A 16,893-nucleotide genomic window follows, 5' to 3' on the forward strand; every position below is an offset into this window, starting at 1 on the left:
GGCACCCTTACGAGGAGGCATCAAGTGGTCGACGCTGATCAGACATTCGTCATCGTCGGAGGCGGTCTCGCCGGCGCGAAGGCGGCCGAGACGCTCCGAGCGGAGGGCTTCACCGGGCGGGTGATATTGATCTGCGACGAGCGCGACCACCCGTACGAGCGGCCGCCCCTCTCCAAGGGCTATCTCCTCGGCAAGGAGGAGCGCGACAGCGTCTTCGTGCACGAGCCCGCCTGGTACGCGCGCAACGACATCGAGCTGCACCTCGGCCAGACCGTCGACGCGATCGACCGTACGGCGAAGACGGTGCGGTTCGGCGAGGACGGCACCGTCGTCCACTACGACAAGCTCCTGCTGGCCACCGGCGCCGAGCCGCGCCGCCTGGACATTCCGGGCACGGACCTGACCGGCGTCCACCATCTGCGCCGGCTCGCGCACGCCGAGCGCCTCAAGGGCGTCCTCACCTCGCTCGGCCGCGACAACGGGCACATCGTGATCGCCGGCGCCGGCTGGATCGGCCTGGAGGTCGCGGCGGCGGCCCGCGAGTACGGCGCCGAGGTCACCGTGATCGAGCCGGAGTCGACGCCGCTGCACGGAGTGCTGGGCCCCGAGCTGGGCGGGCTCTTCGCCGACCTGCACCGTGAGCGCGGAGTGCGCTTCCACTTCGGGCGGCGGCTGACGGAGATCGTCGGCCAGGACGGCATGGTGCTGGCCGCCCGCACGGACGACGGCGAGGAGCACCCCGCGCACGACGTCCTGGCGGCCATCGGCGCGGCCCCGCGCACCTCGCTGGCGGAGTCGGCCGGGCTGGAGATCGCCCACCGCGCCTACGGCCGCGGCGTCGTGGTCGACGAACAGCTGCGCACCTCCGACCCCGACATCTACGCGGCCGGCGACGTCGCCTCCTTCCCGCACGCCCTCTTCGACACCCGGCTGCGCGTGGAGCACTGGGCCAACGCGCTCAACGGCGGCCCGGCCGCGGCGCGGGCGATGCTGGGCCGCGACGTCACCTACGACCGCGTGCCCTACTTCTTCTCCGACCAGTACGACTTGGGCATGGAGTACAGCGGATGGGCGCCGCCGGGGTCGTACGACGAGGTGGTGATCCGCGGCGACGCCGGGAAGCGGGAGTTCATCGCGTTCTGGGTGAAGGACGGCCGGGTGCTGGCCGGGATGAACGTGAACGTGTGGGACGTCACAGACCCCATTCAGCAGCTGATCCGCTCGAAGGCACAGGTGAACACGGACGCCTTGGCGGACCCGCACATTCCACTCGAATCCCTCGCACCATAGCTGTCAGTCCACCACCGTAGAATTCACGCGTGGCAGGACGGATCAACGACGAGGACGTAAAGGCGGTACGGGACGCGGTCCCGATCGACGCCGTGGTGTCCGAGTACCTCCAGCTGCGCAACGCCGGGGGCGGAAACCTCAAGGGGCTGTGCCCCTTCCATGACGAGAAGTCGCCGTCCTTCCAGGTCAGCCCGAGCAAGGGGTTCTTCCACTGCTTCGGCTGCCAGGAGGGCGGCGACACCATCACGTTCGTGATGAAGGTCGACCACCTCTCCTTCTCCGAGGCGGTCGAGCGGCTCGCCGCCCAGGCCGGCATCACCCTGCGCTACGAGGAGGGCGGGTACAACCCGTCCCACCAGCGCGGCGAGCGGATCCGCCTGGTCGAGGCCCACAAGATCGCCGCCGAGTGGTACGCCGAGCAGCTCGCGAGCAGCCCCGAGGCCGACACGGGACGGATCTTCCTCGCCGAGCGCGGCTTCGACCAGGCCGCCGCCGTCCACTTCGGTGTCGGCTACAGCCCCCAGGGCTGGGACCACCTGACCCGCTATCTGCGCGGCAAGGGCTTCACCGACAAGGAACTGCTCCTGTCCGGGCTGTCGCAGGAGGGCCGCCGCGGCCCCATCGACCGCTTCCGGGGCCGCCTGATGTGGCCGATCCGCGACATCGGCGGCGACGTGGTCGGCTTCGGCGCCCGGAAGCTGTACGAGGCGGACAACGGTCCCAAGTACCTCAACACGCCCGACACGGCGATCTACAAGAAGTCCAACGTCCTCTACGGCATCGACCTAGCCAAGAAGGACATCGCGAAGTCGAGCCGCGCGGTCGTCGTCGAGGGCTACACGGACGTCATGGCCTGCCACCTCGCCGGCGTCACGACCGCCATCGCCACCTGCGGCACGGCCTTCGGCGGCGACCACATCAAGATCCTGCGCCGGCTGCTGATGGACAACGGCTCGGCCCGCGTCATCTTCACCTTCGACGGCGACGCGGCCGGCCAGAAGGCGGCCCTGCGCGCCTTCGAGGACGACCAGAAGTTCGCGGCGGAGACGTACATCGCCATCGCGCCCGACGGCATGGACCCCTGCGAGCTGCGCCTGGCCAAGGGCGACGACGCGGTCGCCGACCTGGCCGAACCCCGCACACCCCTCTTCGAGTTCGCGCTGCGCCAGATCGTCCTGCGCTACGACCTGGACACCCCCGCGGGCCGCGCCTCCGCGCTGGACGAGGCGGCCCCGATCGTCGCCCGGATCAAGAACAGCGGCGCCCAGCACGAGGTGGCCGTCCAGCTCGCCGGCATGCTCGGCATCCTGGACACCCAGTTCGTCGTCAAGCGGGTGGCACAGCTGGCGCGTTGGGCCCGCGACCGGGGCGGACGGGGCCCGGCCCCGCAGTCCCGCGACGCGCGGCAGTACGACGCCGCCCCCGGCTCCCGCACCTCCGGCCCGGCCCTCACCCTGCGCAACCCGGTTTACGCCACCGAGCGCGAGCTCCTCAAACTCGCGCTCCAGCGCCCCGAGTTGGCCTCCCCGGCCTTCGACGCATACGGCGTCGACGAGTTCACCGCCGCGCCCTACGCCGCCGTACGCCAGACGATCATGGACGCGGGCGGCGCGGAGTTCGGCATCCGGGACCCGCAGGAGTACCTGGTCCGCGTCCGCGAGGCGGCCCCCGACGACCAGGTCCGCGCGATGGTCACGGAGCTGGCGGTCGAGCCGATCATGCGCCGCACCGTCGACGAGGTGTACGCGGGCACGGTCCTGGTCCAGGTCCGCCGCCGCGCGGTGGAGCGCCGAATCCGCGACATCCAGTCCCAGATGACCCGCCTGTCCACGGGCGGCGACCCCGCCCAACTGGCCGCCGTACAGAACGAGCTGTGGGTGCTCCAGCAGTACGACCAGGCATTGCAGGGTCAGGGCGCCGCGGCGCTCTGACGGATCCGCGGGCTTCGGCGTACGGCAGGATAACCACGCGGTCACGGACCGGACGCAAAAAGTCACCGCACGCCCCTCGTGGCGGCGATGTGTCGTACTCCACACTGGGTTCCGGTGCCTGAGTCCTCGGAGCGCGGCCGATCCGTTCCCCACGGGTCCCACACCCCCGCGGTTCCGCTCATCGCGTACGGGACGGACAGCGGCGAGGCCGCCGACTCCGCCCTCGAAGCAGCGCTGCCGTACGCCTCGGCAGCGATCATCCTGGAGGTCGCCCCCGTGCAGACCCAGACCCTGATCGAGACCGACAAGAGTTCGGACGGCACGGAGCCGGACGCGGAGACCGACGTTCTCGTCGCGGTCCCGCCGCAGAGCCGTGTCGCGCACCACCCCGAGGCGGAGCCGGAGGCCTCGCCCGAGCCCGCGGAGCCGCCGGTCGGGGCGCTGGACGGCGCCGAGGCCGCCGAGCCGGTGGAAGCACCGCTGCCGGCCCGCACCCGCGCCGCCGACACCAGCGGCCCCTCCTCCGACCTGTTCCGCCAGTACCTGCGGGAGATCGGCCGCATCCCCTTGCTCACCGCGGCCGAGGAGGTCGAACTCGCCCGCCGCGTCGAAGCCGGCCTGTTCGCCGAGGAGAAGCTGAGCGGCGCCCCCGACCTGGAGAGCCGCCTCGCCCTCGACCTGGACCGCCTGGTCGTCATGGGCCGGATGGCCAAGCGCCGCCTGATCGAGGCGAACCTGCGCCTCGTCGTGTCCGTCGCGAAGAGGTACGTCGGCCGCGGGCTGACCATGCTCGACCTCGTCCAGGAGGGCAACCTCGGCCTGATCCGGGCCGTCGAGAAGTTCGACTACGCCCGTGGCTACAAGTTCTCGACGTACGCCACCTGGTGGATCCGCCAGGCCATGTCCCGCGCCCTCGCCGACCAGGCCCGCACCATCCGAGTGCCGGTCCACGTCGTCGAGTTGATCAACCGGGTCGTCCGCGTCCAGCGCCGCATGCTGCAGGAACGCGGCTACGAACCGACGCCGGACGAGGTGGCCGCCCACCTCGACCTCGCGCCCGAGCGCGTCAGCGAGGTGCTGCGGCTGGCCCAGGAACCGGTGTCGCTGCACGCGCCGGTGGGCGAGGAGGACGACGTGGCGCTCGGCGACCTCATCGAGGACGGCGACGCGACGTCACCTGTGGAGTCGGCGGCGTTCCTGCTGCTCAGGGAGCACCTGGAGGCGGTGCTGTCGACTTTGGGCGAACGGGAACGCAAGGTCGTCCAACTCCGCTACGGCCTGGCGGACGGGCGTCCCCGCACGCTGGAGGAGATAGGCCGCATCTTCGGCGTGACGCGGGAACGCATCCGCCAGATCGAGTCGAAGACCCTCAACAAGCTGCGGGACCACGCGTTCGCGGATCAGCTGAGGGGCTACCTGGACTGATGCCGTCCCCGCGCCCCTGAAGGGGCGCGGGGCTGTGTCAATACGCGGCTCCGCCGCGGGGCGCGGCCAGCCACAACGGACCCGCAGCCGCCCCGCGACACCACGTGGCACCCCGAACGCGACTCAGTCCACTTCCGCCACCGCCTGAGCGAACTGCGCCTGGTACAACCGCGCATACGCCCCGTCGGCCGCCAACAGCTCCCCGTGCGCGCCCTGTTCCACGATCGAACCGTTCTCCATCACCAGGATCGTGTCCGCGTCCCGAATCGTCGACAACCGATGCGCGATCACGAACGACGTCCGCCCATGCGCGAGCTTCGCCATCGCCTTCTGGATCAACACCTCCGTACGGGTGTCGACCGACGACGTCGCCTCGTCCAGCACCAGAATCACCGGATCGGACAGGAACGCCCGAGCGATGGTGATCAGCTGCTTCTCACCGGCGCTGACCCCGCTGCCCTCGTCGTCGATCACCGTGTCGTACCCGTCGGGCAGCGTACGGATGAACCGATCGGCGTGGGCGGCCCGAGCCGCCTCCTCGATCTCGCCCCGGGTGACGTCCCGGGAGGCGCCGTACGCGATGTTCTCCGCGATCGTGCCGCCGAACAGCCACGTGTCCTGCAGCACCATCCCGATCCCGGCCCGCAGTTCGTCCCGGGACATCCGGGCGACGTCGACCCCGTCGAGGGTGATGCGCCCGGACGACACGTCGTAGAAGCGCATCAGCAGGTTCACCAGCGTCGTCTTGCCGGCGCCCGTGGGACCGACGATGGCGACCGTGTGCCCGGGCTCCACCGTCAGCGACAGGTTCTCGATCAACGGCTTCTCCGGGTCGTACCGGAAGGACACGCCCTCCAGCGCCACCCGCCCCCGCAGCTCCTCGGGCCGCACACCCGGCACGGGATCCGCGTCCTGCTCCTCGGCGTCCAGCAGCTCGAAGATCCGCTCCGCCGACGCGACACCCGACTGCACCAGGTTCGCCATCGACGCGACCTGCGTCAGCGGCATCGAGAACTGCCGGGAGTACTGGATGAAGGCCTGTACGTCACCGATGGACAGCGAGCCGGACGCCACACGCAGACCGCCGACCACCGCGACCAGGACGTAGTTGATGTTCGACACGAACAGCATCAGCGGCTGCATGACCCCGCTGTTGAACTGCGCCTTGAACCCGGCCTCGTACAGCGCCTCGTTCTGCTCGGCGAACTGCTGCGCCGACTCCTCCTGCCGCCCGAAGACCTTCACCAGGGTGTGCCCGGTATACATCTCCTCGACGTGCGCGTTGAGCTTGCCGGTCGTGCGCCACTGCTGCACGAAGTGCGGCTGTGACCGCTTGCCGACGCGCGTGGCGACCACGAAGGACAGCGGCACGGTCACCAGCGCGACCAGCGCCAGCAGCCACGACACCCAGAACATCATCGCCAGCACACCGATGATGGTGAGCACCGAGTTGATGAGCTGGCCCATCGACTGCTGGAGCGTCTGCCCGATGTTGTCGATGTCGTTGGTCGCCCGGGACAGCACCTCACCGCGCCGGCTCTTGTCGAAGTACGACAGCGGCAGCCGCGACAGCTTCGTCTGGACGTCCTCCCGCATCCGGAACATCGTCCGGTTCACGGCACGGTTCACCAGCCGAGTCGCCACCGCCATCAGCAGACCGGCGACGAGGAACACGGCGAGCGCGAAGAGCAGTACGTTCCCCACCGCGCCGAAGTCGATGCCCTGGCCCGGTGTGAAGTCGGTGCTGCGCAGCATGTCGGCGATCTGGTTGTCGCCGCGCTCCCGCATGGCCGCGAGGGCCTGCTCCTTGCTCATCCCGGACTCGAACTGCCGCCCGACGATGCCCGCGAAGACCAGGTCGGTGGCCGTACCGAGGATCTTCGGTCCGGCGACCGACAGGCCCACGCTCACGACCACGCAGACCAGCAGCGCGTAGATGGTGACCCGCTCGGGCTTGAACTGCGCGATCAGCCGCCTGCCCGACACCTTGAAGTCCAGCGAGCGCTGATCGGGGCCGCCGCCGGCCATCATCCGCCCCATCGGCCCGGCCATCAGGCAGCCTCCGCTTCCGTCAGCTGGGAGAGCACGATCTCCCGGTATGTCTCGTTGTCCGCCATCAGCTCGTGGTGCCGGCCCGTGCCGACGACCTGCCCCTCGTCGAGCACGACGATCCGGTCGGCGTCCCGGATGGTCGCCACCCGCTGGGCGACGATGACGACGGTCGCCTCGGCGGTCTCGCGCCCGAGCGCCGCACGCAGGGCGGCGTCGGTGGCGTAGTCGAGGGCGGAGAAGGAGTCGTCGAAGAGATAGATCTCCGGGCGCTGGACCAGCGTCCGCGCGATCGCGAGCCGCTGCCGCTGACCACCGGAGACATTGGTCCCGCCCTGCGAGACGGGCGCGTTCAGCCCGCCCTCCAGCCGCTCGACGAACTCCTTGGCCTGCGCCACCTCAAGCGCCTGCCACAGCTCCTCGTCCGTCGCGTCCGGATTGCCGTAGCGCAGGTTGGTCGCGACCGTCCCGGCGAACAGGTACGGCCTCTGCGGCACCAGCCCGACGGTCCTGGCCAGCAGCTGGGGATCGATGGTCGCCACGTCCTCCCCGTCCACGAGCACCCGCCCGTCGGTCGCGTCGAACAGTCGCGGGACGAGGCCCAGCAGGGTCGACTTCCCGCTGCCCGTCGAGCCGATGACGGCGGTCGTCTCGCCCGGCAGCGCGACCAGGTCGATCGACTTCAGCACCGGCTCCTCGGCACCCGGGTAGCGGAACCCGGCACCCCGGATCTCCAGATGACCGTGCCGGCGCAGCTCCCGCACCGGCGCGACCGGCGGCACCACGCTCGACGACGTGTCCAGGACCTCCTGGATGCGCTCGGCGCAGACCTCCGCGCGCGGCACCATCATGAACATGAAGGTGGCCATCATCACGGACATCACGATCTGCATGAGATAGGCGAGGAAGGCGGTCAGGTCACCGATCTGCATCCCGCCGCTGTCGATGCGATGGGCGCCGAACCACACCACCGCGATCGACGACAGGTTCACCACCGTCATGACGATCGGGAACATCAGCGCGAGCAGCTTGCCGGTGCCCGTCGCCATGTCGGTGAGCTCGGCGTTGGCCTTGCGGAAGCGGTGCTGCTCGTACTCGTCGCGGACGAAGGCACGGATCACGCGGTTGCCGGTGATCTGCTCGCGCAGCACCCGGTTCACCGTGTCGAGACGCACCTGCATGCTCCGGAACAGCGGCCGCAGCCGCCGTACGATCAAGGTCACGCTGATGCCGAGGACCGGCACCACGGCCACCAGCACCGCGGACAGCGGCACGTCCAGGCCGAGGGCGAGCACGATGCCGCCCACGCACATGATCGGCGCCGACACCATCAGCGTGAACGTCATCAGCGCCAGCATCTGCACCTGCTGGACGTCATTGGTCGTCCGGGTGATCAGCGAGGGCGCGCCGAAGTGGCCCACCTCACGCGCCGAGAACGACTGCACCCGGTCGAAGACGGCGGCCCGCACGTCCCGGCCGAGCGCCGCCGCGGTCCGGGCGCCGTAGTACACGGCACCGATGTTGCACACGACCTGCGCCAGCGAGATGCCGATCATCAGGGCGCCGTAGGACAGGATGTAGCCGGTGTCGCCGGTGACGACGCCCTTGTCGATGATGTCCGCGTTCAGCGTGGGCAGGTAGAGCGTGGCGCAGGTCTGCAGGAACTGCAGCAGCACCAGCCAGGCAATGGGTTTTCGGTAGGGCCTGAGGTAGGTCCGCAGAAGTCGTATGAGCACGCTGCTTCTCTCGGAGGTCGACGACGGGGCGATTGGTTGCCCCTGGCCCCTATCGTCGGACACTCCTGCCGCGTTACCCCAACCGATTAATCCGTCAGCACCGCCTCATACGGCCTTCCGGGTGCGAACTCCTACCGGTCTCTTACGTTCCACGGGTCCGGCGTCCCCTCACTACGCCCGGAACGCCCCCGGATGCGTCTGCTCCCGCACCGACACGAACTGCTGCCGCACCGCCTGCCCCACCGCCAGCTCCTCACCGGGCTCCAGGACCTGCGCGGCCGCGCCCTGCCAGACCGGCGGGGTGCGCGGATCGAGCGTGCCCTGCGACACGCCCAGCGCCCACGCGGCCTGCCGGGCCGCGCCGATCGCCGCGTAGTCCGCGGGCTGCGGTACGACCACCTGTGCCCCGAAGAGCATGGGCGCCGCCGCCTGGACCGCCGACAGCTCGGCCGCCGCACCCAGCAGGAAGACCCGCCGCACCTCCACACCCCGGCCGCGCAGCACGTCCAGCGCGTCCGCGAGCCCGCACAGCATGCCCTCGAACGCGGCCCGCGCCAGATGCTCCGGCTTCATCGACTCCCGCCGCAGCCCCGCCAGCATGCCCGCCGTGTGCGGCAGATGCGGCGTGCGCTCACCCTCCAGATAGGGCAGGAGCACGAGGCCGTGCGAGCCCGGCGTCGACTTCATCGCCAGATCGGACAGGCCCTCCAGATCGGCCACACCGAGGAGTTCGGCGGCGCCGCGCAGGGTGCGTACGGCGTTGAGGGTGGTGACGACCGGGAGGTGCATGCCGGTCGCGTCGGCCAGTGAGGTGATCATCCCGCTGCTGTCGACGAGCGCCTCGGGGTGAACGGCCATCACCGACCCGGAGGCGCCGAGCGACACGACCGCGTCGCCCAGCCCGATGCCGAGCCCGAAGGCGGCGGCCATGGTCTCGCCGGTCCCCGCGGAGATCAGCAGCCCCTCCGGCGTCGTACCGGCCGCCTCGGCGGGCCCGATCACCTCGGGCAGCATCGCCTGGTGGCCGAGCGCCAGCTCGACGAGATCGCCGCGGTAGGTGCCGGTCGCCGCCGACCAGTAGCCGGTGCCGGAGGCGCCGCCCCGGTCCGTGGTCCTTCTCACAGGGCGGCCGAGGAGCTGCCACACCAGCCAGTCGTGCGCCTGCATCAGAACGGCGGCGCGCACCGCGTTCTCCGGCTCGGTCTTGGCGAGCCAGCGCAACTTCGTCACCGGCTGCGCGGCCTGCGGCACACACCCCACGGCCTGCGCCCACGCCTCGCGTCCCCCCAGCGCGTCGATCAGGTCGGCCGCCGCGACCTGCGCCCGCTTGTCGCCGCCGACCATCGCGGGGCGCACGGTGTTGCCCTGCGCGTCGAGCGGCACCACCGCGTTCTGCTGCGCCGACACGCCGATGGCCTGCACACCTTCGAGCAGCCCGCCGCCCGCCGCCTCACCGAGGGAGAGCAGCCAGGCCTGCGGATCCACGTCGGACGGACGCGCGGTTCCGTCCGGCGACTCCACCGGGTGCGGGGCATACCCCTGCCTGAGCACGGCGCCTGTGTCCGCGTCGCAGACGACGATGCGAGTGAAATCGGGCGAACTGTCCAACCCGGCGACTATCCCCATGGCCCAAATTGTGCCGTAGCGCTGCGCTTGCTTGGGCCGTGGGCGTCGTAGGGGGTGCGTGCAGGATTTCGGGTGCGGGTTGTGTGGGGCTGGTCGCGCCACGCGGCGGAGCCGCAAATCGATACAGCCCCGCGCCCCTGAGGGCGTGGCAGGGACCGGCGCCCAGGAGGTCCCGATCCCCCAACGCATCCCACAGTTCCGCTACGTGTTGCTGGTGCCCCAGTCGTCCTCTGCGCCTCCGTTGTGGGCGCTGCGTTCGCGCAGGGAGCGGACTCGCTGGGCGACGGACTCGGGGACTCGGTCGCCGACCTTGTCGCTCACCGTGTGGTACGCCTTGCCGGCGAAGACGCGGCCCTGCTGTGCCGCCGTCTCCGCGGTGTTGCGGACGGCGGGGTTCTGCGCGACCTGGCGTGCGGACTTCTTGAGCTGCTCGTAGCGCTCGCGTCCGGCGCGTGTGCCGAGGACGTAACCGACGGCGAGTCCGATGACGAACGTGAGTCGGTAGCGCATGGCGGCCACCCTTCCCTTGCGTAGGTCCCTGGTGCGGCGTCGGCGCCGGGGGGAACCGATTGGCGGAGCACCCCCCTGCTTGCGCTAATGTATGTGTCGCAGCGAGCGCACGCCCCCTGGCGAATACCCAGGTAGGTACGTTCGATGCAAACGAGGCATTCCTCCGTAGCTCAATTGGCAGAGCAGCCGGCTGTTAACCGGCAGGTTACTGGTTCGAGTCCAGTCGGGGGAGCTCGGTCCTCCGTAGCTCAATTGGCAGAGCAGCCGGCTGTTAACCGGCAGGTTACTGGTTCGAGTCCAGTCGGGGGAGCATGCTGAAGAGGACCCCGATGGGGTCCTTTTTCATGTGTGATCACCTGTCATGGGAACCGTGCAGGTCGTGGGGGAGTCCTTGAGGGCAGGCGAAGTCGACCATACGAAGCAGGAGATCGTATGAGCGGCTATGCTGCGGCAGACGGCGCGCACACATGTACGCGACACGCCGCTATGGGGCGGTAGCTCAGCCGGTTAGAGCAGCGGACTCATAATCCGTCGGCCGTGGGTTCGAGTCCCACCCGCCCCACCACGCACCATCCGTGCAGAAACGATGCGACCAGCCCGTTGCCGGGAGTTCACTCGCAGACGATCTCGTCACGCGGCTTGTAGTGGGTGCGGAACGGCTCTCGTTTCAGCTCTCGGCCGTCGGCGACGAACACCCGTTGCACGGTGACGTCGAATCCCTCCAACGGAGTCTGCGGCACGCACTGTTTGTCGGTGCTGACCTTCTTCCCCGGCTCCTCCACGTTGGTGCGCGGTCCCGTGATCGAGCCGATCTCGTCGTACTTCCTGGTGCCGAGGAAGGTGATGGTGACGGACGTGTCGGTGGACTCGGCCTGGATGTAGATGGCGTTGCCGGAGTCGTTGTTGAACTTGAGGTCGAGGCTGCCCCAGGCGACCGTCGCCTCGCGGCCCTCCGGGTAGCGCTCGATGTAGAACGAGTGGGCGCCGTACTCGACGGGGTCGACCCCCGCGAAGAACATCGCGTTGAACATGGTCGTCGCCACGGCGGAGACGCCGCCGCCGGGAGCCTTGTGGAACTCGTCGTTGAGGATCATGACGCCGTCGACGAAGCCGTTGGCCTCGGTGCGTTCGCCGACGGTGCGGTTGAAGCTCCAGGTCTTGTTCGGCATGACGACGGAGCCGTTGATGAGTTCCACCGCGCGGCCGATGTTCCGGGTGCGGTACGGCGCCGGCTCGAAGTTGACGGTGAAGGACGACATCCGCTCGCGCAGGCCGAGCCGTTCGACGTTGTCGCGGGTCACCTGCGGCTGGCTCACGTGCGTGGCGATCTCGCCGCTGCGGGCGGCGCCGGTCCTCCTGAGCAGCGGCATGACGGCCTTGCTCAGCGCCTTGTCGGTGATCACGTGGCCGGCCCGGCCGTCCTCGGCCACCGCGACCCTGTTGCCGACGAGGCGCAGGTCGGCGTTCCTGGCTGTGCTGGGCAGCACGGACAGGGGGCGGTCCACCTCGGGGTCGGTCCGCAGACCCTTGGCGTCCAGCCTCGGGGTGAGCCGGCCACCGTCGTCCGGGCGCATCGTCAGGTACTCGCCGAGGACGGGCTGGCCGATCGTGAAGCGTTGGCCGGCCGCGACGAGGGTGACCGGCGCCGACATGGCCGGGCGCGCGAACTCGCGTACCGCTCGCCGCATCTCCCGGTCGGTGACCTTGGGCTTGGTCTCGCTGGTGGGCAGGGTCGTGACTGCGTCGGTCCTGCCGTTCAGGAAGGCCGTGCGCAGGGGGTCGATCGCGGCGTCCTTGTCCAGCGCGTAGCCGTTGTGCGGCGTGATCTGGTGGACCTCGCCGCCGGTGAAGGTGATGGCGCCGTCGCGGACCTTCCGGTCCAGGGGCTTCGCCAGCTTTCCGAGGGCTGCGTGGGCCTTGTCCTCGTCGACGTCCACGACCGGATCGACGGTGCCGCCCGAGCCGAAGAGGCCGCCGATCACGGTGAACGGATCGGCGTCGTGGGTGCGGGCCGCCCGGTCGACGGTCTCCCCGAAGTCGAAGGTCAGGCCGGCCTGCCGTGGATCGACCGTGCCCTTGCCGTCACCGACCGTCACGGGCAGGTCCCGCGAGCCGGTCGGCCCCAGCCGCCGCTCCAGCTTCTCGATGGCCGCCGCGCGGCTCAGGCCCCCGATGTCCACGCCGCGCACCGTCGTCCCGGCATCTATGTCCCCGCCCGCGATCAGCAGCCCGGCGACATACAGCCCACCGACACCCAGGGCCAGGGCGCCGCCGGCCAGGGCAAGGGGCGGGATGGACGCGAAACGGGGTGGTGAGGCGTTCGGAGGTTCGGAGGGGGCGCGCAGGCGCATGGGTCTCCCGGGCGGACGATCGACAGGACGGCGGCGGGTCGGATGACGCGTCGCTGTGCGCGAGGCAAACACATCCAGCTAGCCATAATCGGGCGAAAACGTATATGTCCCAGGCCACGTATGTTTCGGATCACGCCCGTGTCCCGCCCACGGGGCATACGGACGGACCCGACGGACCCCCCCTCGGCGGGCGACCGAACGCGTCGCGCCTGGTCGTGTGCCCGGTGCGGCTCGGGCGGAGGGTGTGTGGGATCGCACACGGCAGGGGCGGTGGCGGGTGTGTTGCGGACGGGGCGTGCGGGGTGGCTGTGTGCCCGGGCGGTGTGCAGCACGTTCCAGTCAGGCCCGGGCGAACGCACCCGCGCGCCGTCGCGGCGAACGATCAGCCGAAGGTTCGCCGCGCCCTCGGTCAGCCCTCCGCCTTCACGGCGAGGACCGGGCAGTCCACCCCCAGCAGGATCTGCTGCGCCGCCGAGCCCATGATCAGCTTGCCGACCGCGCTGCGGCGGCGGAGGCCGATCACGACCAGGGACGCGTCCATCGTCTCCGCCATGTCGATGATCTCCGCGGCGGCGTCACGGGCGCCGAGGACCTGCCGGATGTCGAAGTCGACGCCGAGCGCCGCGAGGTCCTCGCGCACATGAGACAGGTCGGGTTCCTGGGCGAAGCGCGGGTCCGCATACGCGTCGCCCCGGGTCGTGTTCACCACCAGCAGTTTCTCCCCGCGCCGCCGGGCCTCGTCGATCCCCGCGCGCAAGGCCGCCTCACCCTCGGGTGAGGGGACGTAGCCGACCAGGATGGTCATCTCGATCTCCAGATGTCTCAGGAAGTCCCAGGCGATGTCTCAGGAAGTCTCACGCGGCACTGCGTGCGCGCAGAGGACGTACGACGAACCTGCCTATCAGCGGCCACGCCAGGACCAGCACGATCGCCGCGTAGACCGTGTACGACACCGGGCCGCCCAGCAGCCCCGACAATTCGCCGCCGGAGAGCTGGAGGGAGCGGCGGCCCTGCAGTTCCGCGCGCGGGCCCAGGATCACGCCGACGATCAGCGGCAGGACCGGCAGTCCGAAGCGGCGCATGGCGAAGCCCAGGAGGCCCAGGGTGAGGAGGATGAACAGGTCCAGGGTCTGCGCGTTGACCGCGTACGCGCCCATCGAGGCGAAGAAGAGGATGCCCGCGTACAGGTACGGCCTCGGGATCTGCAGCAGCTTCGCCCAGGCCGGGGCGAGGGGGAGGTTCAGCAGCAGGAGCAGCAGGTTGCCGATGAACAGGCTCGCGATCAGGACCCAGACCAGGCTCGCCTCGCGCTCGAAGAGGAGAGGCCCCGGCTGGATGCCGTACGACTGGAAGGCGGCCAGCATCACGGCCGCCGTCGCGTTCGTCGGGAGGCCGATCGCCAGCATCGGGACCAGGGTGCCCGCCGCCGACGCGTTGTTCGCGGCCTCGGGGCCCGCCACGCCCTCGATCGCACCCTTGCCGAACTCCTCGGGGTGCTTGGTGAGCCGCTTCTCGGTGGCGTACGACAGGAAGGTCGGGATCTCCGCGCCGCCGGCCGGCAGTGCGCCGAACGGGAAGCCGTACGCCGTGCCGCGCAGCCACGGCTTCCAGGAGCGCTTCCAGTCGTCGCGGCCCATCCAGGGGCGGCCGACCGGGATCACCTCGGCCGGCTTGCGGCGCAGGTGTGCGGCCACCCACAGGGCCTCGCCGACCGCGAAGATGCCGACCGCGACCACGACGACGTCGATGCCGTCGGCCAACTGCGGTATGCCGAGTGTGAGTCGCTGCTGGCCGGAGACCGAGTCGATGCCGACCAGGCCGATCGTCAGGCCCAGGAGGAGGGAGATGAAGCCCCGGATGCGGGACGAGCCCAGCACCGACGTCACCGCTATGAACGCCAGCAGCATCAGCGCGAAGTAGTCGGGGGCACCGAGGCTGACCGCGAAGTCGACCACGAACGGGGTGATCAGGACCAGCAGCAGGGTGCCGATCGTGCCGGCCACGAAGGAGCCGATCGCCGCCGTGGCGAGGGCCTGGGCCGCGCGGCCCGCCTTCGCCATCCTGTTGCCCTCGATCGCGGTGACCACGGACGACGACTCGCCGGGGGTGTTGAGGAGGATCGACGTCGTAGAGCCGCCGTACATGCCGCCGTAGAAGATGCCGGCGAACATGATGAACGCCTGCACCGGCTCCATGCCGTAGGTGACCGGCAGGAGCAGGGCCACCGTCATCGCCGGGCCGATGCCCGGCAGGACGCCGACCGCGGTGCCGATGAGCACGCCGACCAGGGCGAGCAGCAGGTTCAGCGGGGCCATGACGTCCGCGAAGCCCTGCATGAGGTTGTTCAGGTTGTCCATCGCGGCCTCACAGGATTCCTTGCAGGACACCGGCGGGGAGGTTCACGCCGAGGCCGATCGCGAACGCGTAGAAGGTCGTGAGGGCGAGCGTCACCGCTATCAGCAGATTGCGGATGTAGTGGCGGTTGCCGAGGGCGAACGCCGTGCCCCAGAAGAGCAGGGCACCGCTGATCACCCAGCCGAGCCGCTCGATGAGCAGCGCGTTCGCCACGAACACCGCGACCAGCAGGGCCACGGTGCGCCAGTCGCTGCCGGCCGACAGGTCGACGTCCTCGCCGGCCTCCGGCTCACCGCGGCCGCCCCGGGCCACGTCGACGGCGTACAGCACCGCGAGCAGCACCAGCAGCGCGCCCAGGATCAGCGGGACCGCGCGCGGGCCGACCGGGTCGGTGCCGCTGGTGATGTGCGGGATGCCGAGGGCGTCCACGATCACGGCGGTGCCCAGCAGGGCGAGGAACACGCACACGCCGTACTGTGCGCGGTCCCCGCCCTCCCGGGGCGGAGGGGAGTCCTCCGCGGTCCGTTCGTCCTTCACCTCGGAGCTCATGCCAGCCCGAGCTCTGCCAGCAGGTCGGCGACCGCCTTGTCCTGCTCGGTGAGGAAGGTGCCGAACTCGTCGCCGGTGGCGAAGGCGTCGACCCAGCCGTTCTTCTCCAGCTGCGCCTTCCACTCGTCGGAGTCGTGCATCCTGGTCATCGCGTCGACCCAGGTCTGCTTCTGCTCGTCGGTGATGCCCGGAGGGGCGACGATGCCGCGCCAGTTGGTGAAGACCAGGTCGATGCCGGAGTCCTTGAGGGTGGGGGCGTCCTTGAGCGCGTCGATCGGCTTCTCGCTGGTCACCGCCAGGACCCGCACCTGTCCGGCCTCGATCTGGTCGAGGAACTCACCGAAACCGCTGGCCCCGAAGGCGATCTTGTTGCCGAGGATGGCCGGAAGCAGCTCGCCGCCGCCGTCGTACGAGACGTAGTTCACGTCCTTCGGCTTGATGCCGACCGCCTTCGCCAGCTGCATCGGCAGCAGGTGGTCGGGGCCGCCCGGCGACGAACCGCCGCCCACGGCAAGCTTCTTGGGGTCCTTCTTCCAGGCGGTGACGAGGTCGTCCATCGTCTTGTACGGGGAGTCCTTCGGCACGACGATCGCGCCGGCCTCCTCGATCAGCCTGGCGACCGGGGTGGTGTCGGTCAGCGTGGCCTCGGACTTGGAGGTGTACGAGGCTCCGACGACGCCGAGGCCCATCTGCATGGCCATCTTGCCGTTGCCCTTCTCGTTCACCAGGCGCTGCAGACCCACGGTGCCGCTGGCGCCGGGCAGGTTGAACACCTGGATGCCGGAGGCGACCTTGGTGTCCTGCATGACCTGGGAGACGGTGCGGGCGGTGAGGTCGTAACCGCTGCCCGGGGTGTTGGGGACCATGAGCCTGAGGCCGGTCACGGGCTTGTCGGACCCGTTTCCTCCCCCGGACTCCTCCTTGTCGGCGGTGGCGCCACAGGCGCTGACCGCGACCATCGACACGGCGGCCAGTGCTCCGACAAGTGCGGCTCGTCGAGTTCTCATGGCTCATCTCTTTCGCTCGGCCCGTTCCGGCGCCATGATTGTGCGGTTCCTGAGACACCCCGTC

General features: G+C 70.0%; 12 protein-coding genes and 3 tRNA genes. 6 read left to right on the plus strand and 9 right to left on the minus strand.

From position 1 onward, the window contains the following. The first annotated feature begins 24 nt into the window (after nucleotides 1–24). From OG331_RS33635 to OG331_RS33645, 3 genes are all read left to right on the plus strand, one after another. A complete protein-coding gene (locus OG331_RS33635; RefSeq protein WP_406203148.1) occupies nucleotides 25–1,290 on the plus strand; it encodes an NAD(P)/FAD-dependent oxidoreductase in 1,266 nt (421 codons plus the stop codon). Between the two features lie 29 nt (nucleotides 1,291–1,319). Beyond that, a complete protein-coding gene (gene dnaG / locus OG331_RS33640) occupies nucleotides 1,320–3,221 on the plus strand; it encodes a DNA primase (protein WP_406203150.1) in 1,902 nt (633 codons plus the stop codon). A 114-nt stretch (nucleotides 3,222–3,335) separates the two neighbouring features. Beyond that, nucleotides 3,336–4,646, plus strand: coding sequence for an RNA polymerase sigma factor (locus OG331_RS33645; RefSeq protein WP_406203152.1), 1,311 nt, complete (start codon nucleotides 3,336–3,338; stop codon nucleotides 4,644–4,646). 123 nt (nucleotides 4,647–4,769) lie between these two features. Here OG331_RS33645 and OG331_RS33650 read toward each other — a convergent pair whose 3' ends face one another. From OG331_RS33650 to OG331_RS33665, 4 genes are all read right to left on the minus strand, one after another. Beyond that, complete coding sequence (locus OG331_RS33650; protein ID WP_406203154.1) at nucleotides 4,770–6,698, minus strand: ABC transporter ATP-binding protein; 1,929 nt, start codon at nucleotides 6,696–6,698, stop codon at nucleotides 4,770–4,772. Beyond that, complete coding sequence (locus OG331_RS33655; protein ID WP_406203156.1) at nucleotides 6,698–8,431, minus strand: ABC transporter ATP-binding protein; 1,734 nt, start codon at nucleotides 8,429–8,431, stop codon at nucleotides 6,698–6,700. Before OG331_RS33655 ends, OG331_RS33650 begins: the two co-directional genes overlap by 1 nt. Nucleotides 8,432–8,602: 171 nt before the next feature. Beyond that, nucleotides 8,603–10,057, minus strand: a complete 1,455-nt coding sequence (locus tag OG331_RS33660) for an FGGY-family carbohydrate kinase (protein ID WP_406203158.1) — start codon at nucleotides 10,055–10,057, stop codon at nucleotides 8,603–8,605. A gap of 201 nt (nucleotides 10,058–10,258) precedes the next feature. Continuing rightward, the gene (locus OG331_RS33665) at nucleotides 10,259–10,567 is read right to left on the minus strand and encodes a YtxH domain-containing protein (RefSeq protein ID WP_328881859.1); all 309 of its coding nucleotides are present in this window, start codon (nucleotides 10,565–10,567) and stop codon (nucleotides 10,259–10,261) included. Nucleotides 10,568–10,726: 159 nt separating this feature from the next. Here OG331_RS33665 and OG331_RS33670 point away from each other — a divergent pair. From OG331_RS33670 to OG331_RS33680, 3 genes are all read left to right on the plus strand, one after another. Further along, nucleotides 10,727–10,799: transfer RNA gene (locus tag OG331_RS33670), tRNA-Asn, on the plus strand. 5 nt (nucleotides 10,800–10,804) lie between these two features. Further along, nucleotides 10,805–10,877 (plus strand) — tRNA-Asn (locus OG331_RS33675). Between the two features lie 178 nt (nucleotides 10,878–11,055). Continuing rightward, a tRNA-Ile gene (locus tag OG331_RS33680) sits at nucleotides 11,056–11,132 on the plus strand. A gap of 46 nt (nucleotides 11,133–11,178) precedes the next feature. On the opposite strand, the gene OG331_RS33685 is transcribed toward OG331_RS33680, so the two are convergent. From OG331_RS33685 to OG331_RS33705, 5 genes are all read right to left on the minus strand, one after another. After that, nucleotides 11,179–12,918 (minus strand): VanW family protein, encoded by a 1,740-nt coding sequence (locus tag OG331_RS33685; protein WP_406203160.1) that lies wholly within the window; start codon nucleotides 12,916–12,918, stop codon nucleotides 11,179–11,181. A 409-nt stretch (nucleotides 12,919–13,327) separates the two neighbouring features. Further along, nucleotides 13,328–13,723: a universal stress protein gene (locus OG331_RS33690; RefSeq protein WP_328881861.1), complete on the minus strand. Its 396-nt coding sequence runs from the start codon at nucleotides 13,721–13,723 to the stop codon at nucleotides 13,328–13,330. A 49-nt stretch (nucleotides 13,724–13,772) separates the two neighbouring features. Further along, a complete protein-coding gene (locus OG331_RS33695; RefSeq protein ID WP_406203162.1) occupies nucleotides 13,773–15,275 on the minus strand; it encodes a tripartite tricarboxylate transporter permease in 1,503 nt (500 codons plus the stop codon). Nucleotides 15,276–15,282: 7 nt separating this feature from the next. After that, nucleotides 15,283–15,822, minus strand: a complete 540-nt coding sequence (locus OG331_RS33700) for a tripartite tricarboxylate transporter TctB family protein (protein ID WP_406203164.1) — start codon at nucleotides 15,820–15,822, stop codon at nucleotides 15,283–15,285. Then, nucleotides 15,819–16,781, minus strand: a complete 963-nt coding sequence (locus OG331_RS33705) for a Bug family tripartite tricarboxylate transporter substrate binding protein (RefSeq protein ID WP_406210448.1) — start codon at nucleotides 16,779–16,781, stop codon at nucleotides 15,819–15,821. Before OG331_RS33705 ends, OG331_RS33700 begins: the two co-directional genes overlap by 4 nt. Between the last annotated feature and the right edge of the window lie 112 nt (nucleotides 16,782–16,893).

Origin of the sequence: Streptomyces sp. NBC_01017, assembly GCF_045162795.1 — a bacterium.
Taxonomy (GTDB): Bacteria; Actinomycetota; Actinomycetes; order Streptomycetales; family Streptomycetaceae; genus Streptomyces; species Streptomyces machairae.

Excerpts from the sequence above, each read along its gene's own strand:
- OG331_RS33695 (WP_406203162.1), bottom strand. The coding sequence starts at position 15,275 with ATGGACAACCTGAACAACCTCATGCAGGGCTTCGCGGACGTCATGGCC.
- OG331_RS33685 (WP_406203160.1), bottom strand. The coding sequence starts at position 12,918 with ATGCGCCTGCGCGCCCCCTCCGAACCTCCGAACGCCTCACCACCCCGT.
- OG331_RS33700 (WP_406203164.1), bottom strand. The coding sequence starts at position 15,822 with ATGAGCTCCGAGGTGAAGGACGAACGGACCGCGGAGGACTCCCCTCCG.
- OG331_RS33650 (WP_406203154.1), bottom strand. The coding sequence starts at position 6,698 with ATGGCCGGGCCGATGGGGCGGATGATGGCCGGCGGCGGCCCCGATCAG.
- OG331_RS33660 (WP_406203158.1), bottom strand. The coding sequence starts at position 10,057 with ATGGGGATAGTCGCCGGGTTGGACAGTTCGCCCGATTTCACTCGCATC.
- OG331_RS33705 (WP_406210448.1), bottom strand. The coding sequence starts at position 16,781 with ATGGTCGCGGTCAGCGCCTGTGGCGCCACCGCCGACAAGGAGGAGTCC.
- OG331_RS33690 (WP_328881861.1), bottom strand. The coding sequence starts at position 13,723 with ATGACCATCCTGGTCGGCTACGTCCCCTCACCCGAGGGTGAGGCGGCC.
- OG331_RS33665 (WP_328881859.1), bottom strand. The coding sequence starts at position 10,567 with ATGCGCTACCGACTCACGTTCGTCATCGGACTCGCCGTCGGTTACGTC.